At 72.0% G+C, this 22,603-nt stretch carries 20 protein-coding genes and 2 pseudogenes; 7 read left to right on the top strand and 15 right to left on the bottom strand.

Translation table 11 applies throughout. From position 1 onward, the window contains the following. Positions 1 to 52 precede the first annotated feature (52 nt). The 4 genes from ACFY3N_RS05265 to ACFY3N_RS05250 all read right to left on the bottom strand — a co-directional run bounded on the left by ACFY3N_RS05265 (position 53) and on the right by ACFY3N_RS05250 (position 6,227). Complete coding sequence (locus ACFY3N_RS05265) at positions 53 to 961, bottom strand: chaplin (protein ID WP_390815279.1); 909 nt, start codon at positions 959 to 961, stop codon at positions 53 to 55. A 197-nt stretch (positions 962 to 1,158) separates the two neighbouring features. Further along, the gene (locus tag ACFY3N_RS05260; RefSeq protein WP_390815278.1) at positions 1,159 to 2,058 is read right to left on the bottom strand and encodes an ABC transporter permease; all 900 of its coding nucleotides are present in this window, start codon (positions 2,056 to 2,058) and stop codon (positions 1,159 to 1,161) included. Then, positions 2,055 to 4,709: an alpha/beta fold hydrolase gene (locus tag ACFY3N_RS05255; protein WP_390815277.1), complete on the bottom strand. Its 2,655-nt coding sequence runs from the start codon at positions 4,707 to 4,709 to the stop codon at positions 2,055 to 2,057. Before ACFY3N_RS05255 ends, ACFY3N_RS05260 begins: the two co-directional genes overlap by 4 nt. A gap of 117 nt (positions 4,710 to 4,826) precedes the next feature. Further along, the gene (locus ACFY3N_RS05250; RefSeq protein ID WP_390815276.1) at positions 4,827 to 6,227 is read right to left on the bottom strand and encodes an APC family permease; all 1,401 of its coding nucleotides are present in this window, start codon (positions 6,225 to 6,227) and stop codon (positions 4,827 to 4,829) included. A 592-nt stretch (positions 6,228 to 6,819) separates the two neighbouring features. Here ACFY3N_RS05250 and ACFY3N_RS05245 point away from each other — a divergent pair. Continuing rightward, positions 6,820 to 7,026 (top strand): hypothetical protein, encoded by a 207-nt coding sequence (locus ACFY3N_RS05245; RefSeq protein WP_390815573.1) that lies wholly within the window; start codon positions 6,820 to 6,822, stop codon positions 7,024 to 7,026. Between the two features lie 52 nt (positions 7,027 to 7,078). Here the strand turns inward: ACFY3N_RS05245 and ACFY3N_RS05240 are convergent, their stop codons facing one another. Continuing rightward, a complete protein-coding gene (locus ACFY3N_RS05240; RefSeq protein ID WP_390815275.1) occupies positions 7,079 to 7,576 on the bottom strand; it encodes a hypothetical protein in 498 nt (165 codons plus the stop codon). Between the two features lie 94 nt (positions 7,577 to 7,670). On the opposite strand from ACFY3N_RS05240, the gene ACFY3N_RS05235 reads away from it, so the two are divergent. Both ACFY3N_RS05235 and ACFY3N_RS05230 read left to right on the top strand, forming a co-directional pair. Beyond that, on the top strand, positions 7,671 to 8,162 hold the full coding sequence (locus tag ACFY3N_RS05235) for a winged helix-turn-helix transcriptional regulator (RefSeq protein ID WP_390815274.1): 492 nt from the start codon (positions 7,671 to 7,673) through the stop codon (positions 8,160 to 8,162). Between the two features lie 46 nt (positions 8,163 to 8,208). Further along, complete coding sequence (locus ACFY3N_RS05230; RefSeq protein ID WP_390815273.1) at positions 8,209 to 8,409, top strand: hypothetical protein; 201 nt, start codon at positions 8,209 to 8,211, stop codon at positions 8,407 to 8,409. Between the two features lie 299 nt (positions 8,410 to 8,708). Here ACFY3N_RS05230 and mmsA read toward each other — a convergent pair whose 3' ends face one another. The 3 genes and pseudogenes from mmsA to ACFY3N_RS05215 form a co-directional block, all read right to left on the bottom strand. Beyond that, positions 8,709 to 10,211, bottom strand: a complete 1,503-nt coding sequence (mmsA, locus tag ACFY3N_RS05225) for a CoA-acylating methylmalonate-semialdehyde dehydrogenase (RefSeq protein ID WP_390815272.1) — start codon at positions 10,209 to 10,211, stop codon at positions 8,709 to 8,711. A gap of 188 nt (positions 10,212 to 10,399) precedes the next feature. Then, a pseudogene (locus ACFY3N_RS05220) lies at positions 10,400 to 10,495 on the bottom strand (5-deoxy-glucuronate isomerase); the annotation flags it as partial. Between the two features lie 41 nt (positions 10,496 to 10,536). After that, positions 10,537 to 10,674 (bottom strand): annotated as a pseudogene (locus ACFY3N_RS05215) (5-dehydro-2-deoxygluconokinase); the annotation flags it as partial. Positions 10,675 to 11,210: 536 nt separating this feature from the next. On the opposite strand from ACFY3N_RS05215, the gene ACFY3N_RS05210 reads away from it, so the two are divergent. Next, positions 11,211 to 11,411, top strand: a complete 201-nt coding sequence (locus tag ACFY3N_RS05210) for a helix-turn-helix transcriptional regulator (RefSeq protein ID WP_390815271.1) — start codon at positions 11,211 to 11,213, stop codon at positions 11,409 to 11,411. 31 nt (positions 11,412 to 11,442) lie between these two features. Here the strand turns inward: ACFY3N_RS05210 and ACFY3N_RS05205 are convergent, their stop codons facing one another. Next, entirely contained in the window at positions 11,443 to 12,489 is a 1,047-nt protein-coding gene (locus ACFY3N_RS05205; RefSeq protein ID WP_390815270.1) for a zinc-dependent alcohol dehydrogenase family protein, read from the bottom strand. A gap of 193 nt (positions 12,490 to 12,682) precedes the next feature. On the opposite strand from ACFY3N_RS05205, the gene ACFY3N_RS05200 reads away from it, so the two are divergent. Together ACFY3N_RS05200 and ACFY3N_RS05195 are read left to right on the top strand one after the other, a co-directional pair. Continuing rightward, complete coding sequence (locus ACFY3N_RS05200; protein ID WP_390815269.1) at positions 12,683 to 12,922, top strand: heavy-metal-associated domain-containing protein; 240 nt, start codon at positions 12,683 to 12,685, stop codon at positions 12,920 to 12,922. Positions 12,923 to 13,075: 153 nt separating this feature from the next. Next, the gene (locus ACFY3N_RS05195; RefSeq protein ID WP_390815268.1) at positions 13,076 to 15,325 is read left to right on the top strand and encodes a heavy metal translocating P-type ATPase; all 2,250 of its coding nucleotides are present in this window, start codon (positions 13,076 to 13,078) and stop codon (positions 15,323 to 15,325) included. Between the two features lie 623 nt (positions 15,326 to 15,948). Here the strand turns inward: ACFY3N_RS05195 and ACFY3N_RS05190 are convergent. The 6 genes from ACFY3N_RS05190 to ACFY3N_RS05165 form a co-directional block, all read right to left on the bottom strand. Further along, on the bottom strand, positions 15,949 to 17,238 hold the full coding sequence (locus tag ACFY3N_RS05190) for a citrate synthase (RefSeq protein WP_390815267.1): 1,290 nt from the start codon (positions 17,236 to 17,238) through the stop codon (positions 15,949 to 15,951). Between the two features lie 269 nt (positions 17,239 to 17,507). Next, positions 17,508 to 19,790: an ATP-dependent RecD-like DNA helicase gene (locus tag ACFY3N_RS05185; protein WP_390815266.1), complete on the bottom strand. Its 2,283-nt coding sequence runs from the start codon at positions 19,788 to 19,790 to the stop codon at positions 17,508 to 17,510. A gap of 145 nt (positions 19,791 to 19,935) precedes the next feature. After that, on the bottom strand, positions 19,936 to 20,424 hold the full coding sequence (locus ACFY3N_RS05180; RefSeq protein ID WP_390815265.1) for a hypothetical protein: 489 nt from the start codon (positions 20,422 to 20,424) through the stop codon (positions 19,936 to 19,938). Between the two features lie 128 nt (positions 20,425 to 20,552). Next, positions 20,553 to 20,762, bottom strand: coding sequence for a DUF397 domain-containing protein (locus tag ACFY3N_RS05175; RefSeq protein WP_390815264.1), 210 nt, complete (start codon positions 20,760 to 20,762; stop codon positions 20,553 to 20,555). Between the two features lie 9 nt (positions 20,763 to 20,771). Then, positions 20,772 to 20,969 (bottom strand): DUF397 domain-containing protein, encoded by a 198-nt coding sequence (locus ACFY3N_RS05170; RefSeq protein WP_390815559.1) that lies wholly within the window; start codon positions 20,967 to 20,969, stop codon positions 20,772 to 20,774. A gap of 8 nt (positions 20,970 to 20,977) precedes the next feature. After that, positions 20,978 to 21,829: a helix-turn-helix domain-containing protein gene (locus ACFY3N_RS05165; RefSeq protein ID WP_390815263.1), complete on the bottom strand. Its 852-nt coding sequence runs from the start codon at positions 21,827 to 21,829 to the stop codon at positions 20,978 to 20,980. A 219-nt stretch (positions 21,830 to 22,048) separates the two neighbouring features. Between ACFY3N_RS05165 and ACFY3N_RS05160 the strand changes: the two genes are divergently transcribed. Further along, complete coding sequence (locus ACFY3N_RS05160; protein ID WP_390815262.1) at positions 22,049 to 22,498, top strand: ATP-binding protein; 450 nt, start codon at positions 22,049 to 22,051, stop codon at positions 22,496 to 22,498. Positions 22,499 to 22,603 lie beyond the last annotated feature (105 nt).

Below are 22,603 nucleotides of genomic sequence, written 5' to 3'. Positions count from 1 at the left end.
CGTCGTCGTACGGGTCCGGCTGCCGGGTGGGGCGGGCCCGGCAGCCGGCTGCTCAGCGGCGGGAGGCGAGGCGGCCGCGGCGGTAGAGCATCGCGCCGCCGGTGATCAGGACGGCGCCGGCCGCCGAGGCGGCGATCAGGCCGTCGCTTCCGGTCTCGGCCAGGTGCGGCGGGTTGCCGGGCACTTCCTCCTCCTCGGCCGGGGGCTTCTCGACCTCGTACGTGGGAGGCGTCTTGATCTTGGTGGGCGGAGTCGGCTTCTCCTTCTCGGGCTCGTCCTCCTCGCCGTAACCGCCCGCGCAGGAGTTGCCGTAGGAGTCGTTGAACAGCGAGATCAGGTCGATCTCGTTGTCGCACAGGTTCACCGGCACGTGGAGCGGGACACGGACCTCGTTCCCGCCCAGCGCTCCGTAGGAGTCCTCGAAGCCTTCGCCCGCCTTCTCGTCGTCGTGGCCGGCGGAGCCCCCGTGCGCGGACCCGGAGCCCTCGGTCCGGTGCGAGGCGGTGCCGCAGGCGTTGCCGTACGTCTCGTCGAGCGCCGTGACGGCACTGACCGAGTTGTGGCACACGTTCACCGGCGCCGTGACCGGTGCCTCGACCTTGTTCCCGCTCAGCAACTCGGAGGAGCGCTCGCCGCCGTCGGCCTTGTTCCCGTCGTGGCCGGCGGAGCCGCCGCGCCCGGCCTCGGACGACCGGCCCTCGGCCTGGTGCGAGGCGGTGCCGCAGGAGTTGCCGTACGCCTCGTCGAGCACCGCGACGGCGCCGAAGGCGTTGTTGCACGCGTTCACCGGGGCCTCGACCGGTGCCTCGGCGCTGTTCTTGGTCAGCACGCTCGGAAGCTCGTCCGCGGCGCCCGCCCCGAACGAGTCGGCGACGGCGGGGGTGCCGTACAGGGACAGAATGCCCGTGGCGGCGGCCGCCGCGAACACTCCCCTGGTCATGGTCTGTCGCAATGTGGTCATCTTCCTGCTTGCAGTACTGGGAAGGCCGGCCGTGACACGGAGATCGACACCCCAGGGCCGGCCGGGACATGGCCGGAAAGGCTGCTGCAAGAGCTCCGGTTCACGCCCTGCCCTACTGCTTCATCAACCCGGCGCGGGAGGATCGGTTGCGCGGTTTCACCCGATTGGCCCGCTCTGCGGCCGGGAGGGACCACCGGCTACGACACCACGTCCTTGCGGACGAACCCGCGGAACGCCAGCGCGAACAGCACCAGCGCGTACGTCACGGACACCGAGGCGCCCTGGATCATGCCGGACCACTCGGGGTCCGGCTGGACGGCGTCCGCCCAGGCGAACTGCCAGTGCGCGGGCAGGAAGTGCCGCCAGTCGCCGAGGGCGGTGACGGCGTCCAGGACGTTGCCGACGATGGTCAGGCCGACCGCGCCGCCGACCGCGCCCAGCGGGGCGTCGGTGCGGGTCGACAGCCAGAACGCGAGCCCGGCGGTGACCAGCTGCGACACGAACAGGTATGCCACGACCACCACGAGCCGCTGCGCCGCCGTGCCGGGGTCGAGCGCGCCGCCGGTGGGGATCTGCAGCGGACCCCAGCCGTAGGCGGCCGTGCCGACGGCGAGCGCCACCACCGGCAGCAGCACCATCGCGGCCAGGCTCAGCCCCAGTCCGACGATCAGCTTGGACCACAGCAGCCGCATCCGGGGCACCGGCGCGGCGAGCAGATAGCGCAGGGAGGACCAGCCGGCCTCCGAGGCGACCGTGTCCCCGCAGAACAGGGCGACCGGGATGACCAGCAGGAAGCCCGCGGACACGAAGAGGTTCACGGCGGCGAAGTTGGCGCCGGACGCGGTGGCCGTGTCCATCAGGTTGACGCGGTCGCCCCGGCCGTCCGGTTCGCCGCCGATCGCGAAGGCGACCACCAGCACGAACGGCAGGACGGCGAGGACCGCGCCCATCACGAGGGTGCGGCGGCGCTTGAGCTGGCGGACCAGCTCCACCCGCAGCGGCAGGGTCCGGCCCGCGCGGTAGCCGGCGGCGACCTCCACGGGTCCGGCCGGGCCGGCCGGCCCGGTCTGCCCGCCTCGCTCGGTGAGCGTGCTCATGCGGAACCTCCGATCAGGGTGAGGAAGGCGTCTTCGAGACGGCGGTGCGGGCCCACGGACGCCACGGGCACCTCCAGCCGGACCAGCTCGGCCACCAGGCGCGGGGCGGTGCCGTCGGCGTCGAGCCGGACCAGCAGCCCCTCGTCGGTGCGGACGGCGGAGGCGACGCCCGGCAGCGCGGCGATCTTCCCGGCGACCGGCTCGTCCACGGGCGTGACGGTGCCGACGAGCAGGGTGTCGCCGGAGCCGACGATCTCGTGCACCGGGCCCGCCTGGACCAGCCGCCCGCGGTCCATGACGACGAGGTGGGTGCAGGACTGCTCGACCTCGGACAGCAGGTGGCTGGAGACGATCACGGTGCGTCCGGCGGCCGCGTACCGGATCATCACCTCGCGCATCTCGCGGATCTGCGGCGGGTCGAGTCCGTTGGTCGGCTCGTCGAGGATGAGCAGGTCCGGGAGGCCGAGCATGGCCTGGGCGATGGCGAGGCGCTGGCGCATGCCCTGGGAGTAGGTGCGCACCGCGCGGGCGAGCGCGTCGCCGAGGCCCGCGATCTCCAGGGCCTCCTCCAGGTGGGCGTCCCCGGGCGGGCGTCCGGTGGCCCGCCAGTACAGCTCCAGGTTCTCCCGGCCGGACAGGTGCGGCAGGAAGCCCGCGCCCTCGACGAAGGCGCCGACCCGGGAGAGCACGGGGGCGCCGGGGCGGATGGCGTGGCCGAAGACGCGGATCTCGCCGCCGTCGGGCTTGATCAGGCCCATCAGCATGCGCAGGGTGGTCGTCTTGCCCGCGCCGTTCGGGCCGAGGAGGCCGAGCACCTGGCCCTTCTCGACCCGGAAGGAGAGCTCCCGCACGGCGTACCGGTCCGAGGAGCGGGCGTACCGCTTGCTCAGGCCGGTGATCTGGAGCGGCACCTCGGCCAGTGCGGGGTCGGGCGCCGGTGCGGTGGTGCGGCGGCGGCCGGTGAGCAGCAGGGCGAGGGCGATCAGGGCGCCGGCGACCGGCAGCCACACCACCCACCCGGGCAGCGGGGCCGCGGCGGTGGTCACGCCGGGTGCGGTGGGCACCGTGAGGTCGCTCTTCAGGGAGACGGTGTACGTCGCCGGGGCGGCCGGGGAGGCGTAGCCGAGGTCGGTGGAGGCGAGGACCAGGCGCAGCCGGTGGCCCTTCTGGACCTCGTGGTCGACGGCCGGGAGGGTGAGCGTCACGTCCTTGCCGGACCTGGCGCCCTCGACGCGGACGGGCGCGACCAGCTGCGAGGGGAGCACCTGCTGCCGTCCGTCCGGGCCGACGTCGTACACCTTGCCGAAGAGGACGGCGTCGTCACTGGTCGACCTCACGTGCACGGTGGCGGTCGGCGATCCGGTGATCCGCAGGTCGTTGCCGACCGGGGCGGACTCGAAGCGGGCGTACTGGCCCGGGAAGTCCAGGGAGACGCCGACGCCGAGCGAGGAGAGCTGGGCGAGTCCGCCGGAGCCGCCGAGGCCGGGCAGGGAGGAGACGGCGGGCGGACTGGCGCCGGCCGGGTTGGCGAAGCTCTGTTCGCGTCCGGTGAGGGGGAGGGACCGGCCGCCGTTCGTCAGGCCCGGGTAGGCGTCGGCGCTCGCGCCGCTCAGCACGGCCTGTCCGTCGGTGGAGTCGACGCCTCCGGTGCGGGTGACGCGGAAGGCGGGGCCGGTGTCGGCGCTCTCGTCGCCCTTGAGGTACCGGTCGAACCACGCCTCGACCCGTCCCTGCACCCGGGCGCTCTCCAGGTCACCGCCGTCGTGGCCGCCCGCGATCCAGTCGACGTCGACCGGGGCGCCGTTGGCGCGGATCGCCTTCGCGGCGGCGTCGGCCTGGCCGAGCGGGAAGAGGGAGTCGGTCTGGCCCTGCACCAGGAGCGTGGGCACGTCGATGCGGTCGGCGACGGCGGACGGCGAGCGCGCCTGGAGCAGTTCGCGCGCCGCGGCGTCCGGGACGCCGGACTCGGCGACCCGCTGGTACATCTCGCACAGGGCGGGCTGGAACTTCTCGCAGCCGCCGCCGGAGTTGACGAAGACGCCGGCCCACAGCTTCTTGAGGACGCCGTTCGGGAAGAACGCGTCGGCGAGGTCGAAGTAGGTGATCGCCGGGGCGATGGCGTCGACCCGGTCGTCGTACCCGGCGCCGAGCAGGGCGATGGCGCCGCCGTACGAGCCGCCGGCCATGCCCACCCGCGGGTCGCCGTCCTTGTCGAGCCGCACCTCGGGCCGGTCCGCCAGCCAGTCGATCAGCCGGGAGACGTCGGCGACCTCGCCCTGCGGGTCGTTCAGCCCGATCCTCCCGGTCGACCCGCCGAAGCCGCGCGCGGACCAGGTGAGGACCGCGTATCCGTCGCGCGCGAGGTCCTCGGCCTGCTCCCGCACGTCGTCCTTGCTGCCGCCGAAGCCGTGCCCGAGCAGGACGGCGGGGCGGCGGCCGCCGGGTCCGGCGGTGAAGTACGAGGTGTCGATCCGCACCCCGTCGTCCACGTTCATGACCCGGTCGGCGCGGCGGACCGCGGGCGCGTCGTCGGCGGCGACGGCGGTCCACGTACCGGCACCGGCGAGCACGACGACGGCGGCCGCGGCGGCGGTGATCCGTCGCGGCCGCCGTGACCGCAGCCACCGCGATCCGGGCAGTCGAAGATCCATGCGTCAACCGTACGGCGTCAACCTGTCGCCGCGATGTCGACCGCGGACCGAGACCGGGGACCTCCCGCGGGCGTACGGGGCCGCCGCCGCGTACCGCGTCCGTGGTACGCGGGCGGCTCAGGACCGGGCGTCCTCCGGGAGGGTCACCAGCCAGCGGGTGGTGGGGCGGGGACGCAGGTAGAGGGCCCAGTAGAGGGTGGCGGCCGCCGTGATGCCGCCGGTCCACAGGAGGTGGCCGGGCTCCTGCTGGGTGAGGATGTAGCCCAGGACCACGATCAGGAGGACCGGTACGGCGGGCCACAGCGGCATGCGCCAGGCGCGGGCGTGGCGGTGGGCGCCGCGGCGGGAGAGCAGGGCGGCGACGGCGACGAGCAGGTACATGCCGGTGACGGAGACGCCCGTGACCCCGTACAGGGTGTCCAGGTCCACGAAGCACAGGGCCGCGCCGGGGACGCCGACCGCGAGGGTGGCGACCCAGGGGGAGCCGAAGCGGCCGAGCCGGGAGAAGACGGCGTTCACCGGCGCGGGCCAGGCCCGGTCGCGGGCGGAGGCGAACAGGACGCGCGAGTTCTGGATGACCATGACGATGCCGGCGTTGACGATCGCGAGCGCCACGCAGAGGCTGACGAAGGTGCCGACGGCGGAGTCGGACCAGGCGGTGACCATGGCGGAGATGTCGCCGCCGGTCAGCTCGGCGAGGTCGGAGGCGCCGAGGGTGATCGCGACGACCGGGACCAGGATGACGACGGTGGAGATGCCGAGGGTGGCCAGCACCGTGCGGGCCACGTTGCGGCGCGGGTTCTCCAGTTCCTCGGAGAGGTAGACGGCCGTGGAGAAGCCCTGGGTGATGAACAGGGCGATGGCGAGGCCGGAGACGACCAGCAGGGCGGTCACGGCGTCCGGGCCGCCGTCGGCGCCGGCGACCTCCAGGGAGGCCAGGCTGTCGAGGCCGCGCCGGCCGTGCGCGAAGCCCAGCACCGCGACCACGGCCGCCGCGACGACCTCCAGGACCAGGAAGACGCCGGTGATCCAGGCGTTGGCGCGCAGGTCCAGCAGGCCGGCGAGGGTGGCGAGCAGCATGACGGCGGCGCCCGCCAGGGACGGGTCGAGGCGCACGACCGGTTCGAGGTAGTCGGCGGTGCCCATCGCGATCACCGGTGGCACGATCATCACCACCAGCAGGGACAGCACGAAGACCAGCCAGCCCGCCAGCCGTCCGGCGAGCGTGGAGACCATCGCGTACTCGCCGCCCGCGCTGGGGACGAGGGTGCCCAGTTCCGAGTAGCAGAACGCCACGGCGACGCAGAGCAGCGAGCCGATGGCGATGGTGAGGGCGGTGGCGGTGCCCAGGGAGCCGAACAGGTCGGGGACGACCACGAACAGCGTCGAGGCCGGTGTCACGCACGAGAGGGTCAGCAGTGTGCCGCCGACGACCCCGATGGAGCGCTTGAGCTTCTGGGGGCTGTCCGGGACCGCCGGGGGGACGGCGGTCTCGGCGGGGCGGAGCGTGTCGGTCATGCGGCGGTTCCGATCGACTCGTGCGACGAGGAGTGAGGGCCGGGAGCGCTATCGCCTCCGGCGGATCAGGTCGTACGTCGTGTGTCCGCTCCCGGTTGCGCAGAATGGAATCCGACGGAAACCGTGACGTCAATGGGTGTTTGCCTACGGAATCCGTTGCCTTCGGGTCCTGTTCATGGCCATCCGGACACAACAGGGCGCTGAGGGGGCGGCTTTGCCTCCCTGCGGTAACCGCAGGGAGGCACCGCAAAAAAATGGGGCCGCCCGCATAAGCGGACGGCCCCCGGGGGCGTTCGGTGACGCTCAGTGGTTGCGCGGGAAGCCCAGGTCGACGCCGGTGGGGGCGTCGGCCGGGTCGGGACGTCCGTATCTCGGGTGGTGCCTCCGGGGTTGCCGACAGCTCCCCGGAGGCGCCACCGCTCTCAGGCCTTGGCCACCGCGACCTCACGCACCCGGCCGAACAGCTCCCGCACACCACCTCGGCAGCAGCAAGGACAGCACCGCCTCGCAGGCCGCAGCACTCGCCTACGCCGATAAGTACGTGGGCCGACTGCTCGATGGGCTCCGCCCCCGGGGCCGGTGGCTGGTCATCATGTGCGCCGACCACGGCGACGCCTACGGGGCGACCTGCACCCGCCCGCACGGGGTCAGGCACCTGTTCGCCGCCTGCGACCTGGGCAAGGACAAGCTCTACGGCCACATCAAGCCGAGGAGGCACCGGACCAGGTTCCTGGAATGCTGCCGCTGTCTGCGCGGTCTCCACCCGTGGCCGAGGCCGACGTCGCCCGAATCGGAGTGATCCTGACGACCGTGTCACCGGCCGCGTCGATCCCCACTTCGTTCGCCGCTCATCAGGGCAGGCGGGCGTGTTCGGCTCGGCTGGCAGCGATCCGCTCACGCGCGAGCGTACGGGCCTGCCTGGTGTCGCCGCCGGTGAGCCGGGCGAGGATCGCCGCGAGCGGCCTGATCTGGCCCCGGCCGCCCCAGTGGCCCTCGGGGATCTCGGTGGGGAACACCCAGATCCGGCTGGCGTCACGCGGCCAGGCGCCGTTCTCCGCGTCGAGGATCGCCTCGGTGACCTCGGCGATGACGCTCGCACGCTTCTGCTCGTCGAGCTGGCCCTCGGGGACGGACGGGACGACCTTGTAGCGAGGCGCGTCCGCGGGTTCTCCGCCGACGTAGACGCCGGCCGGCCGGTGCAGCCAGAGCCAGGAGACGGAACGGCTCACCGGGTCGGCGGGGTCGAATCCCTCGTTGCGGACGAGGATCTCGGTGATGCGGTTCAGCAGCGCCGCCTCGGCGTCCGGCTGGAGCGCGCCGTCGGGAATGTACACGTCGAGCATGGGCATGGCCGATCTCCTTTGTGAGTTTAGTTCTTCAACTCAGGCCGGAGCCTACGAGGACTGAGTTCAGCTTGTAAACCCAGGCGGGTACACTCGTCCCATGGAGACGCGGCGAATCGACCCGGTGAACTGCTCGGTGGCGCGCGCCCTCTCGGTGGTGGGGGAGCGCTGGTCGCTGCTGATCGTCCGTGAAGCGCTGGACGGCGCACGCCGGTTCGGAGAGTTCCACTCCCGCCTCGGGATCGCCAGAAATCTCCTGGCGACTCGGCTGGAGACCTTGGTGACCGCGGGAGTGATGCGCCGCGTGCCCTATCAGGAGCCCGGCGATCGGCAGCGCTTCGCCTACGAACTCACCGAGCAGGGCCGGGCATTGCGGCCCACGCTCGTGGCGCTCCTGGAATGGGGCGACACGTACCTCGCCGACCCGCAGGGCCCGTCGGTCATCGTCCGGCACCGGCCCGTCGACGATGCGAGCTCCTGCGACGAGCCGGTCAAGGTCGTCCTCGAGTGCGCTGCGGGGCACAGCCACCTCGCCCCGGAAGACGTGTGCCGCACCCCCGGACCGGGCGCGCGCTTCGTGGAAGGCTCCTGAGATCCCGGGAGCTCGCGGCCGTGCTGCGGGCCGCCGGAACGGCGCGGTGAGCGAGCGGGCGCGGCCGCTCGCGGCTGAGGAGTGGTTGTTGATGCTGCGGGTGCTGGCCTGTCTGAGGGACGGTCTGGTGCGCGACGGCGAGCAGCGGCGGCCGGATGACGAGGCGTCACCGTCGTCCGCGCGGGCGTTGAGCACGCGGGTTCGGGAGCTCAACCGCTGGAGCAGTCACCAGGGCGGGCTGCGGTGACCGGGCGGCCGTCGGACGTGGACTGGCTCGGACCGCCGCAGGGTACGGAAGACCTCCCGCGCGGCAGCCTGGTCGAGGACCCGGAATCCGGACGTGTGGGGATCCTCCAGGACGTCACCGCGTACGTCCCTCCCTGGCAGGGCGATCAGCGCCCGCGCTCGACCGCGTTCGTGCGTCCCGTCGGCGGGGGCCGGGAGTGGGCCGTTCCCCCGGAGCGGTTGCGTCCGGCCGATGGCCCTGCGGGCCGGGACCGTGGTGGTGGGCACGGTCCCGGCCGGCCGGGATGACGGCCCGCGCCGTCAGTGGTTGCGCGGGAAGCCCAGGTCGACGCCGGTGGGGGCGTCGGCCGGGTCGGGCCAGCGGGTGGTGACGACCTTGCCGCGGGTGTAGAAGTGCGTGCCGTCGTTGCCGTAGATGTGGTGGTCGCCGAAGAGGGAGTCCTTCCAGCCGCCGAAGGAGTGGTAGCCGACGGGGACCGGGATCGGGACGTTCACGCCGACCATGCCGGCCTCGACCTCCAGCTGGAAGCGGCGGGCGGCGCCGCCGTCCCGGGTGAAGATCGCGGTGCCGTTGCCGAACGGGGAGGCGTTGATGAGGTCGATGGCCTCCTCGTAGGTCTCCGTACGCAGGACGCACAGGACGGGGCCGAAGATCTCGTCCTGGTAGGCCTTCGCCGTGACCGGCACCTTGTCGAGGAGGGAGATGCCGATCCAGTGGCCGTTCTCGTAACCGTCGACGGTGTGGCCGGTGCCGTCCAGGACGACCTCGGCGCCCTCGTCCGCCGCGCCGGCCACGTAGGAGGCCACCTTGTCGCGGTGGACCTTGGTGATCAGGGGGCCCATCTCGGAGGCGGGGTCGCTGCCGGGGCCGATCCTGATCTTCTCGGCGCGCTCGCGGATCTTCTCCACCAGCGTGTCGCCGATCGCGCCGACGGCGACGACCGCGGAGATCGCCATGCAGCGCTCGCCCGCCGAGCCGTAGGCCGCGGAGACGGCCGCGTCGGCCGCCGCGTCGAGGTCGGCGTCGGGCAGGACCAGCATGTGGTTCTTGGCGCCGCCGAGGGCCTGGACGCGCTTGCCGTGCGCCGAGGCGGTGGTGTGGATGTAGCGGGCGATCGGGGTGGAGCCGACGAAGGAGACCGCCTTGACGTCGGGGTGGGCGAGGAGACGGTCGACGGCCACCTTGTCGCCGTGCACGACGTTGAACACGCCGTCGGGCAGGCCGGCCTCGGAGAGCAGTTCGGCGAGGCGGACCGAGGCCGACGGGTCCTTCTCGGACGGCTTCAGCACGAACGTGTTGCCGCAGGCGATGGCGATGGGGAACATCCACATCGGCACCATCGCCGGGAAGTTGAACGGCGTGATGCCGGCGACCACGCCCAGCGGCTGGCGGATGGAGGACACGTCGACGCGGCTGGCGACCTGGGTGGACAGCTCGCCCTTCAGCTGCACGGTGATCCCGCAGGCCAGGTCGACGATCTCCAGGCCGCGCGCCACCTCGCCGAGCGCGTCGGAGTGCACCTTGCCGTGCTCGGCGGTGATCAGCTCGGCGATCTCGTCGCGGTGGGCGTCGAGCAGCGCGCGGAACCTGAAGAGGATCGAGGTGCGGGTGGCCAGGGAGGACTGGCCCCAGCTCAGGTACGCCTCCTTGGCGGCGGCGACCGCGGCGTCGACCTCCTCGACGGACGCGAACGCGACCTTCGTGGTGACCTCGCCGGTCGCCGGGTCCGTCACCGGGCCGTACGTACCCGAGGCGCCTTCGGCGGTCCTGCCGCCGATCCAGTGGTTGACGATCTTCGTCATGACCGAGAACTCCTTCACAGATGGCGGCGACGGGTGGAGACGTGCCGTTCGTACAGCTCGTGTGCCCCGGCCGCGGGCGGACGCGCCGCGGCCCCGGCCACGGCTCCATCCCACCAGGACCGGGCCGCCGGACGGGCCCGACACAGTGTCGGCCGTTCGGGTCCGCGAGTGGACACATGGGACTTCGGTGGGACCTCCGGCGCGGGGCCGCGGCGGGCGGGGAGTCGTCGCTCGCGCTTCGCTCCTGCCAAAGCGAAGCGGCCTCCCGCGCCGGAGGCGATCGGTGGGGCGCCGGTGGCGGCACCCCGGGGGACGTGCGGCTCGGTCATGTGGCGGCCCCCGCGGTGAGGGCCGCGGCGGTCTCGCCGGGGGTGGGCATCGCGGAGGAGCACTCCGGGCGGGAGGCGACGACGGCCCCGGCGGCGTCGGCGTGCCGCACGGTCCGCTCCGGGTCCCGGCCGGCCGTGGCGGAGCGAGCCGCCGGGGAACTCGCCGGAGGACGTGACCCGCGGCAGCGGTACGCCCGCCCGGAGCGGGTGGAGGTCCACCCCGGTCCGCCTCACGGTGATCACGTCGTACGCCATCGCGTCCCCTTCGTACGGCTGCGGGGCGTCTTCGCCTCCACGGCTCCCCCCGGTTCTAGCCCTGCGCGTGAAGCCCTGTCAATGTTTTGTCCGGACATTCGGACCAGATCTTGCCGGGGTCTTACCCGGGCCCGCCGCCGCGGGAGAAGTCGCGGGGGAAGTCGCGGGAGAAGTCAACGCGCCCCGCCGACGGACCGGCGTGCGCCTGTGTGGCATCCCTGTCACAAACACTCCCGTGGCGTCACGGGCGTCACACCTGCGCGGGCCTTCCGTCACACCCGGCGCACAGCCCCTGCCCTGCCGCCGGCAGGGCTCGTTGACCGGGCACAACGCATGCCCGATCACCAGCGCGCACCCGGCTCCCCCTGACGGCCGCCCCCGGCCGTCGCCGCGGTGCGCACGGGGAGGTGCCACCATGACCGACCGATCGCTGTGGTCCTACAAGGACATCGCGGCCCACATCAAGGTGCAGCCGGACACCGTCCGCTCCTATCGCAAACACGGACTGCTGCCCCCGCCCGACCTCGTGGAGGCGGGCAAGCCCTACTGGTACGCCGACACCGTCCGGAGGTGGGTCGCCTCCCGCCCGGGCAACCGGGGCCGCAGGGACGGCTGACCCTCCGTCGCCCCTCCGGGCGGGAGCCCGGTCAGCTCCAGGGCTCGATGACGGTCACGCCCGCCCCCGCCGCCGCCCCGCCCATGGCCGCGAGGGCGGGCGGGGCGGCGTCCAGGGCGATGGTGGAGGTCACCAGCAGATCGGGGCGGAGCACGCCGGCGCGGACCAGTTCCAGCATCGGGGGATAGGTGTGCGCGGCCATGCCGTGGCTGCCGAGGAGTTCGAGTTCGAGGGCGATGGCGCGGGCCATGGGGACGGGCGTGGTGCCCGTCGGGGAGGGCAGCAGGCCGACCTGGACGTGACGGCCCTGGCGGCGCAGGCCGTCGACCGAGGCGGCGCAGGTGGCGGGTGCGCCGAGGGCGTCCAGGGAGAGGTGGGCGCCGCCGCCGGTGAGGTCGCGGACCGCCTCGGCGGGGTCCTGTACGGCCGCCGCGTCCACGCACTCCGCCGCGCCGAACCTCCGCGCCAGGTCGAGGGCCCCCGGCGACACGTCGACGGCGACGACGCGCGCGCCGGCCGCCGCGGCGATCATCACCGCCGACAGCCCCACCCCGCCGCAGCCGTGCACGGCCACCCACTCCCCCGCCGCCACCCGGCCCCGCTGCACCACCGCCCGGTAGGCCGTGGCGAAACGGCAGCCGAGCGAGGCGGCCGTCGCGAAGGACATCCCGTCGGGGACCGCGACGAGGTTGACGTCCGCGTGGTCCAGCGCCACGTACTGGGCGAAGGAGCCCCAGTGGGTGAAGCCGGGCTGGGTCTGGCGTTCGCACACCTGCTGGTCGCCGGCCGCGCAGGCGGGGCAGGAACCGCAGGCGCAGACGAAGGGGACGGTGACCCGGTCCCCGGCGCGCCAGCCGGTCACCCGGTCCCCGACCGCCTCGACGGTCCCGGCGAGTTCGTGCCCGGGGACGTGCGGCAGGGTGATGTCCGGGTCGTGGCCCTGCCAGCCGTGCCAGTCGCTGCGGCACAGGCCGGTGGCCTCGACGCGGACCACGACCCCGTGGTCCGCGGGCTCCGGGTCCGCGACCTCCCGCACCTCGGCCGGCTCCCCGTACCGCTCGAACACCACTGCCCGCATGTCTGGTCCCGCCCTCCGGCGATCGTCGCTTCCGGCGGAACGTTATCCCCCGGGTCCCGTCCTGTCGCGGCGTCCCCGGTCCCGTCCCGCGCCACCCCGGCCGCCCTACTTGGATTCATACCCCCTAGGGGTATAACCTGGAGTCGTGGCCATGGCCACACGCACCCCACACGCCTCGACGAGGAGCAACGACATGACCTCCCAGACCGACACCCAGGGTTCCGTCACCGCCGTCTACAAGGTGAGCGGGATGAGCTGCGGGCACTGCGAGGGCGCCGTCTCCGGCGAGATCTCCCGGCTCTCCGGTGTCGGCTCGGTGCGGGCGGTCGCCTCCTCCGGCGAGGTGACCGTCGTCTCCGCGGCCCCGCTGGACGAGGAGGCCGTCCGCGCCGCCGTCGACGAGGCCGGCTTCGAGCTGGTCGGCAAGGCCTGAGCCGGGAGTTCCCGCTTCCGCACGGCGTGAACCGGGCCGCACCGGCCACCCGTTCCCCGCGGTCCGCCACCGTGGGTCCGCCACCGTGGGTCCGGCACCGTCGGCCCGACACGCCACCGTTCCCGCAGCCCCGGACGTCCCTGGAGTACGGACATGACCAGCACCACCACCACCGAGGCACCGGCCGCCGAAGAGGCGGCCCGCTCGGAGGTCGAGCTGCTCATCGGCGGGATGACCTGCGCCTCCTGCGCGGCCCGTGTCGAGAAGAAGCTCAACCGCATGGACGGCGTCACCGCCACGGTGAACTACGCGACGGAGAAGGCCCGGATCACCTACCCGCCGGGCATCGAGGTCGCCGACCTGATCGGCACGGTGGTGCGGACCGGCTACACCGCCGAGGAACCCGCTCCCCCGCGGGGCGAGAGCGAGGGGACGCCCGCCGCGGAGGCCGACCCGGAGCTGGCCGCCCTGCGCGGGCGCCTCACCGTCTCCGCGCTCCTCGCCCTCCCCGTCGTCCTGCTGGCGATGGTCCCGCCCCTGCAGTTCGACAACTGGCAGTGGCTCTCGCTCACCCTGGCCGCGCCGGTCGTGGTCTGGGGCGCCGCCCCCTTCCACCGGGCCGCCTGGACCAACATCCGGCACGGCGCGGCCACCATGGACACGCTGGTCTCCGTCGGTACGCTCGCCGCGTTCGGCTGGTCCCTGTGGGCGCTGTTCCTCGGCCACGCGGGCATGCCCGGCATGCGGCACCCCTTCGAACTCACCGTCGCCCGCACCGACGGCGCCTCCACCATCTACCTGGAGGTCGCCGCCGGCGTCACCGCCTTCATCCTGCTCGGCCGCTATCTGGAGGCCCGCTCCAAGCGTCGCGCGGGAGCGGCCCTGCGGGCGCTGATGGAGCTGGGCGCCAAGGACGTCGCCGTGCTGCGCGACGGGCGCGAGGTACGGATACCGGCGGAGCGGCTGGCCGTCGGCGACCGGTTCGTCGTACGGCCCGGGGAGAAGATCGCCACCGACGGCACGGTCCTGGAGGGCTTCTCCGCCGTGGACGCGTCCATGCTGACCGGCGAGTCCGTCCCGGTGGACGTCACCGTCGGCGACCCCGTCACCGGCGCCACGGTCAACGCGGGCGGACGGCTCGTCGTCGAGGCGACCCGGATCGGCGCCGACACCCGGCTCGCGCGGATGGCGCGGATGGTCGAGGAGGCGCAGAACGGCAAGGCGCAGGTGCAGCGCCTCGCCGACCGGATCTCCGGGATCTTCGTCCCCGTGGTGCTGCTGATCGCGATCGGCACCTTCGGGATGTGGCTCGGTTCCACGGGGGACACCGTCGCCGCGTTCACCGCCGCCGTCGCCGTACTGATCATCGCCTGCCCCTGCGCCCTCGGACTGGCCACGCCGACCGCGCTGATGGTCGGCACCGGGCGGGGCGCCCAGCTCGGCATCCTCATCAAGGGCCCCGAGGTCCTGGAGTCCACCCGCCGCGTCGACACCGTCGTCCTGGACAAGACCGGCACCGTCACCACCGGACGGATGACCCTCCAGGAGGTGTACGCCGCCGAGGGCACCGACGAGCAGCGGCTGCTGCGGCTGGCGGGCGCCCTGGAGCACGCCTCCGAGCACCCCGTCGCGCGGGCGATCGCCGCGGGCGCCGAGGAGCGCGTGGGCGCGCTGCCCGGCGCCGAGCACTTCGAGAACGTGCCCGGCCGGGGCGTACGCGGGCGCGTGGAGGGCCACGAGGTGGCCGTGGGACGCCTCTTCGAGGAACTGCCGCCGGAGCTGGCCCGGGCGAAGGACGAGGCCGAGCGGGACGGGCGCACGGCGGTCGTGGCCGGCTGGGACGGGGTGGCGCGCGGTGTCCTCGCGGTCGCCGACGCCGTGAAGGAGACCAGTGCCGAGGCGGTGCGCGAGCTGCGCGCCCTGGGGCTCACGCCGGTGCTGCTGACCGGTGACAACCGGACCGTGGCCGAGGCGGTGGCGCGGACCGTGGGCATCGACCGGGTGATCGCCGAGGTGCTGCCCGAGGACAAGGCCGACGTCGTGCGCCGGCTGCAGGACGAGGGGCGCAGCGTCGCCATGGTCGGCGACGGCGTCAACGACGCGGCCGCGCTGGCCGTCGCCGATCTGGGTCTCGCCATGGGCACCGGCACGGACGCGGCGATCGAAGCGGGCGACCTGACCCTGGTCCGCGGCGACCTGCGGGTGGCGGCGGACGCGATACGGCTCTCCCGCAGGACGCTCGGCACCATCAAGGGCAATCTGGTGTGGGCCTTCGGCTACAACGTGGCCGCGCTGCCGCTGGCCGCGGCCGGGCTGCTGAACCCGATGATCGCCGGTGCGGCGATGGCGTTCTCCTCGGTCTTCGTGGTGACGAACAGCCTGCGCCTGAGGGCGTTCCGCTGAGGTCTCGAGTTGGGGTGTACCCCTGTCGTCCGGTACGACCCTCACATAAGCTCTTCACAAGGCTCGCGCATCATCCTTACGCTTGGGTCCCGTGAGTGGTTTGCGGACGCTTGCGTACCTTGGGGAGATATGCAAGAGACGCGGATCACAGTGATCTGAACGTAACCATCGAAGGGGTTCGAAGGTCTAAGTTGGCGATGTCGGGCAGCGTCTTGGGGGGCGCTTCCTGACATCTGGAGAACGTCTTGGGGGACCTTCTCCGGAGATTGCGTTGCCGGGGCACGTACCCAGCGGGGAGCTTTGAGCGGCCCTCCCGCACGTGCGCTGTCCCGGCAGACCGCACACCGACGAGTGCGGCGGATTCAGGCCCGTCCGCGCTCGCACAGCGATTCAGGCGCTGTCCTCACAGACGCCCGGCCGGATCCCGTGGGGGGAATCCGCACCGGGACATGGGAAGGCGCCCTGGTTCGTCGGCCCGTGGGGGGACCGGCGGCCGGGGCGCCTTTTCCCTCACCCCGTTCTCCCGCGCCGTTCTCCCGCGCCGTTCTCCCGCGCACGACAGCCGGGCCCCGCACACGACCAGCGTGTGCGGGGCCCGGCGCGTGCGCGGCTCGGAGCGGCGGTCAGCGCTCCTCGACCGGGACGAAGTCGCGCTCGACGACGCCCGTGTAGATCTGGCGCGGGCGGCCGATGCGGGAACCCGGCTCCTTGATCATCTCGTGCCACTGGGCGATCCAGCCCGGAAGGCGGCCGAGGGCGAACAGGACCGTGAACATCTCGGTCGGGAAGCCCATGGCCCGGTAGATCAGACCGGTGTAGAAGTCGACGTTCGGGTAGAGGCTGCGCGAGACGAAGTAGTCGTCGGAGAGCGCGTGCTCCTCCAGCTTCAGCGCGATGTCCAGCAGCTCGTCGGACTTGCCGAGGGCGGACAGCACGTCGTGCGCGGCGGCCTTGATGATCTTGGCGCGCGGGTCGAAGTTCTTGTAGACCCGGTGGCCGAAGCCCATCAGGCGGACGCCGTCCTCCTTGTTCTTCACCTTGCGGATGAAGGAGTCGACGTCGCCGCCGGCGGCCTGGATGCCCTCGAGCATCTCCAGCACCGACTGGTTGGCGCCACCGTGCAGCGGGCCCCACAGGGCGGAGATGCCCGCGGAGATCGAGGCGAACATGTTCGCCTGCGAGGAGCCGACCAGGCGGACGGTGGAGGTCGAACAGTTCTGCTCGTGGTCCGCGTGCAGGATGAGCAGCTTGTCCAGGGCGGCCACGACGACCGGGTCGAGCTCGTAGTCCTGCGCGGGGACCGAGAACGTCATGCGCAGGAAGTTCTCGACGTAGCCGAGGTCGTTGCGCGGGTAGACGAACGGGTGGCCGACCGACTTCTTGTACGCGTACGCCGCGATCGTCGGGAGCTTGGCGAGCAGGCGGATGGTGGAGAGGTTGCGCTGCTCCTCGTCGAACGGGTTGTGGCTGTCCTGGTAGAACGTCGACAGCGCGGAGACGACCGACGACAGCATGGCCATCGGGTGGGCGTCACGCGGGAAGCCCCGGTAGAAGTTCTTGACGTCCTCGTGCAGCAGGGTGTGCTGGGTGATCTCGCCCTTGAACGCGGAGAGCTGGTCGACGGTCGGCAGCTCGCCGTTGATCAGCAGGTAGGCGACCTCCAGGAAGGTGGAGCGCTCGGCCAGCTGCTCGATCGGGTAGCCGCGGTACCGGAGGATGCCGGCCTCGCCGTCCAGGTAGGTGATCCCGGATTTGTAGGCGGCGGTGTTGCCGTAGCCGCTGTCCAGTGTCACCAGACCGGTCTGGGCCCTGAGCTTCCCGATGTCGAAGCCCTTGTCGCCGACGGTGCTGTCGATCACCGGGTAGGTGTACTCGCTGCCGCCGTACCGCAGTACTACAGAGTTGTCGCTCACGTCTTCCCTCACCGACCTAGTGCCTCATCTTCGAGGTGCCCTGACTGTCTCCACCATCCCCCACTCGGCGCAGGAGAGTGCACTCGGGGTCGACCATCGGGCCTATCGGCGGCACTGAGTGCCGCCAACTTGCCCATCCTGCCCCTTGCGTTCCCCATCCGGAAGGGTTCTGTGACCTTCGTGACTCATTTGATCGATCATTTTTTGGTGACGGGCCGCTCACAGTGGTGCCGCGCGCCCGGTGATGGCGGTGACGCGCGCCCGGTGGTTCAGACCCCCGGGAGGCGGGAGCCGGCGAGGCGGAAGTCCAGCGCCGTGCACCGGCGGCCCGCCGAGACCGTGCGCACCGCCTGGTCGATCGCCTTGCGGGAGCCGACGAGGACGACCAGCCGCTTGGCCCGGGTGACCGCCGTGTAGAGCAGGTTGCGCTGGAGCATCATCCAGGCGCCCGTGGTCACCGGGATGACGACCGCCGGGTACTCGCTGCCCTGGGAACGGTGGATGGTCACGGCGTAGGCGTGCGCCAGCTCGTCCAGTTCGTCGAAGTCGTACGGCACCTCCTCGTCCTCGTCGGTCAGCACCGTCAGGCGCTGGTCGACCGGGTCGAGTGCGGTGACCACGCCCACGGTGCCGTTGAAGACCCCGTTCTCCCCCTTCTCGTAGTTGTTGCGGATCTGGGTGACCTTGTCGCCGACGCGGAAGACCCGGCCGCCGAACCGCTTCTCGGCGAGGTCGGGGCGGCCGGGGGTGATGGCCTGCTGGAGCAGCCCGTTGAGCGTGCCCGCGCCGGCCGGGCCCCGGTGCATGGGGGCGAGGACCTGCACGTCCCGGCGGGGGTCGAGGCCGAACTTCGCCGGGATGCGCCGGGCCGCGACGTCGACGGTGAGCCGGCCGGCCTCCTCGGTGTCGTCCTCGACGAAGAGGAAGAAGTCCTTCATGCCGTCGGTGACGGGGTGCTGCCCCGCGTTGATCCGGTGCGCGTTGGTCACCACGCCCGACTGCTGGGCCTGGCGGAAGACGCGGGTGAGCCGGACGGCGGGGACGGGGCCGTCCTCCGCCAGGAGGTCCCGGAGCACCTCCCCCGCGCCGACGCTGGGGAGCTGGTCGACGTCGCCGACGAAGAGGAGGTGGGCGCCCGGGGGCACCGCCTTGACCAGCTTGTTGGCGAGCAGCAGGTCCAGCATGGACGCCTCGTCGACCACCACCAGGTCGGCGTCGAGCGGGCGGTCCCGGTCGTAGGCCGCGTCGCCGCCGGGCTTGAGCTCCAGCAGGCGGTGGACGGTGGAGGCCTCGGCGCCGGTCAGCTCGGCGAGCCGCTTGGCGGCGCGGCCGGTCGGGGCGGCGAGGACGACCTTGGCCTTCTTGGCGCGGGCCAGCTCCACGATCGAGCGGACGGTGAAGGACTTGCCGCAGCCGGGGCCGCCGGTGAGGACGGCGACCTTCTCGCTCAGCGCCAGCTTGACGGCGGCTTCCTGTTCGGGGGCGAGGTCGGTGCCGGTACGGTCCTTCAGCCAGCCGAGCGCCTTGTCCCAGGCCACGTCCCGGAAGGCCGGCATCCGGTCCTCGTCGGTGCGGAGCAGGCGCTGCACCTGGGCGGAGAGGGCGAGTTCGGCACGGTGGAAGGGGACGAGGTAGACGGCGGTGACGGGGTCGCCGCCGTCGGGGGCGGGCACCTTCTCCCGTACGACACCGGGGTCCTCGTCGGGGTTCTCCGGCTCGGCGGCGAGCTCGGCGAGGCACTCGATGACGAGTCCGGTGTCCACCTGGAGCAGCTTCACCGCGTCGGCGATCAGCTTCTCCTCGGGGAGGTAGCAGTGGCCCTGGTCGGTGGCCTGCGAGAGGGCGTACTGCAGGCCGGCCTTCACCCGGTCCGGGCTGTCGTGCGGGATGCCGACGGACTGGGCGATCCTGTCGGCGGTGAGGAAGCCGATGCCCCAGACGTCGGAGGCGAGGCGGTAGGGCTGGTTCTTCACGACGGAGATCGAGGCGTCGCCGTACTTCTTGTAGATGCGGACGGCGATGGAGGTGGAGACCTCGACGGTCTGGAGGAAGAGCATCACCTCCTTGATCGCCTTCTGCTCCTCCCAGGCGTCGGCGATCTTCTTGGTCCGCTTGGGGCCGAGCCCGGGGACCTCGATGAGGCGCTTGGGCTCCTCCTCGATGATGGTGAGGGTGTCGACGCCGAAGTGCTGCGTGATGCGGTCGGCGAAGACCGGGCCGATGCCCTTGACCAGGCCGGAGCCGAGGTAACGGCGGATGCCCTGCACCGTGGCGGGGAGGACGGTCGTGTAGTTCTCGACGTGGAACTGCTTCCCGTACTGCGGGTGCGACCCCCAGCGCCCCTCCATCCGCAGGGACTCCCCGACCTGGGCGCCGAGCAGCGCGCCGACGACGGTGAGCAGATCGCCGGCGCCTCTGCCGGTGTCGACGCGGGCGACCGTGTAGCCGTTCTCCTCGTTGGCGTACGTGATCCGCTCCAGGACGCCTTCGAGGGTGGCGAGCCGGCGTTCACCGGGGGCGGCGGCTGCGGACGGGGCGGACTGGTTGGGCATGGTCCGACGGTACCCGTGGGGTGTGACAGGGGGTGCCCCGTCCGGCCGGCCCGGCTCCGGCGACCGTGACGGTCATGGCCGCCCCCGGTGCGCCGCGCCGCCCGTGCGTGGACACCGGCTGGTGGTGCGCGCGGGCCGGCCGCCTCTAGCAGCCCGGCTCGACGCCGCTGTTCATGAACGAGTCGACGTCGATCGAGTAGCCGGCCCCGGTGGTGAGGTCGGGGCGGTTCTCGTGGCCGTCCTCCGCTAGGCCCTCGGCGGTGAGGAAGACGACCCGCAGGGTCATGTCCTCCTTGACGAAGCACAGGTCACCGGACGGGGCTTCGGGGTCCGGGTCCCACCCGTCCCGTACCGCCGCCGTCCGGTAGTGGGCGGCTACCTCGGCCTCCGTGCCGGGGAAGGCGTAGGTCCGGCCGGCGTACACCGAGACGTCGCCGCTGTCCGCCCAGCAGCCGGCGTCGACCTCCTCGAAGCCCCGGGCGACGGTGGCCCCGGCGGGCCGGGAGTCGAGGATGCCGAGCCCGGCCATCTCCTTCACCCGGCCGTCGGTCCCCTCACAGTCCATGGTGAGCTCCTGCAGCGCGCAACCGGTGAGCGTTCCGGCCGCGAGCACGGTCGACAGGAGCAGGAGCACGGGGCGGGTGGTACTTGTCCGTAAAGGCAAAGCGGGCTCCAGGATGAGGGCCGGGCGGGACGGCTGTCCGTGCCGTTCCGGAGCGGTCCGGTCCGGTCCGATCCACGGGATCGTGTCCGGCAGGGATGTCAGCCGGGGGACATCATGCCGGTTCCCGCCGGTCCGGGTTCCTTCAGCCCCTCAAGGAAGCGCGTGAAGGCGGCGGTTGGGAAGGTGAGGGTGGCCCGGGCGGGGGCCTTGGAGTCGCGGACGGCTGTGTGGGTGGGTGAGGTCGCTATCTCCACGCAGTTGTTGCCGTCGCCGCCACCGGAGTAGGACGACTTACGCCAGTTCTCCATGGGGGTCCCTCACAGCCTTCCTGCCGTCCCCTTGATCGCTCGCACGAAAGCACCGAAGGCTTCCGTGGGGAAGGCGAGTGTTCCGTGCGCGGGAGCCTTGGAGTCACGTATGGCCACCAGGGTGCGGGTGTGTGCGATCTCAAGACACGAGTTGCCGTCACCGGGGCCCGAGTAGGAGGACTTTCGCCAAACGCGGGGGGTGCCCATGGGATGCCTCACAACTCTTTCGTCAGCCTGCGGATGAAGTCACGTGACCGCACGGGGTCGAGCGACACAGCCTCCACTTTACGGAAGAGAGTTCGAAAAGAACCGAGTTGGGCCTCCGCGTCAATGAATGCGGTACCGACAGGTGTGTCACGTACCACGGTGTCGAGTTTCGGCACCATGCCTCCGACGTACACCATGGCGCTTGCAGCACCCGCGAACCCTTCGAGGTCGAAAGGGATCACGCGCACGGTGATGTGGTCCTCCTCGGACACCTCCAGAAGGCGAGACAGTTGCGCTCGCGAGGCAGTGCGGTCTCCGACCATGATCCGGAGCGCTGATTCGTGAATGACCGCCTCGTACGGAGTGGGCTCGGGCCCCTCCAGGATCACCTTGCGCTGCATGCGGTGCCGAACACGTAGCTCAAGCTCTTGGGCGGGCAACTCGGGTACACGGTAGGCGAAGACGGAGCGGGCGTAGTCCTCTGTCTGGATCGGGCCGGGGATGTACAGGAACTGGACCTCCTGCAGAAACGTGGCGTGATGTTCCAACTCGGCGAGGTCGAGAAAAGGGGTCGGCAGCAGAGATCGGTACTGCTCCCACCACCCACGTGTCCGGTCGGTCGCCATCGCCACCAAGGCGTCCACGAACTCGGCGTCCGTGCAGGCGTAGTGGGAGGCGAGGCGGCGCAACCGCTCTTCGCTCACTCCCGAGAGGCCGGACTCGATGTGACTGACCTGTACCGGACTCACCCCGAGCAGTGTTGCCGCCTGTCGTGCGCTCAGACCTGCCGCGTCGCGCAGTCGTCTGAGTTCCACCGCCAGGCGCAACTGACGGGCCGTTGGTTCACGCCTGGTCGTCATCGACCACTCCTCGTTGAACGGGCAGGGAAACATGACTCGTTCGACGTCAGATTACGGGACGGGCTTGCTGAACCGAAAGATTAACCCCTACCGTCAGTGACGCGACGCACACCGTGCGACACCGGTCCGCCGGAAGCGCACCGCTCCGTCCTGCCATGGCGGCTGCGGCAATGACACCGGAGCCGCCCCCAACCCCCCGCACTCGAAACGGAGTCCCGCATGTCCGAAAACGAACCGTGGGAGTACTCCCTGTACATCCCCAACGACCTGCGCGCCGTCACCGTCAGCCGCCGTACCCTGCGCCTGATCCTGACCATGCACGGGCTGATCCGCCTCGTCGACGTCGCCGAACTGCTCGCCACCGAGCTGGTCTCCAACGCCGTACGGCACACCAAGGGCCCCGCCGGCCTGCGCGTGCACTGGTCGCCGCCGGGGACGTTGCGGATCGGGGCGTGGGACGCGGATCCCCAACCTCCGGAGCCGCCGAGGCCGTTCGAAGGTGAGGCGGAGGACGGGCGAGGGCTGGCGCTGGTGCGGGCCTGCGCCGACGTGTGGGGGTGGCAACCGCTGGCCAGACAGGGCAGCCGGGGCAGCCGGGGCAGCCGGGGCAGCCGGGGCAGCCGGGGCAGCCGGGGCAGGTACGTGTGGTGCGAGCTGTCCGCGGCCTGACGGGGCCGGAGCCTGTGCAAGTGGCCGTTGGGCCACTCGCTTCTTTGCCAGTGTCGTGCTTCCGCGACCCGCGTCAAGGGCGCTGCGTTCCGCTGCGCTCCACTC

This window comes from Streptomyces sp. NPDC000348, assembly GCF_042898795.1.
Classification (GTDB): Bacteria; Actinomycetota; Actinomycetes; order Streptomycetales; family Streptomycetaceae; genus Streptomyces.
The sequence above is the reverse complement of the archived record's forward strand: the minus strand, read 5'-3'. Positions and strand labels throughout refer to the sequence as shown.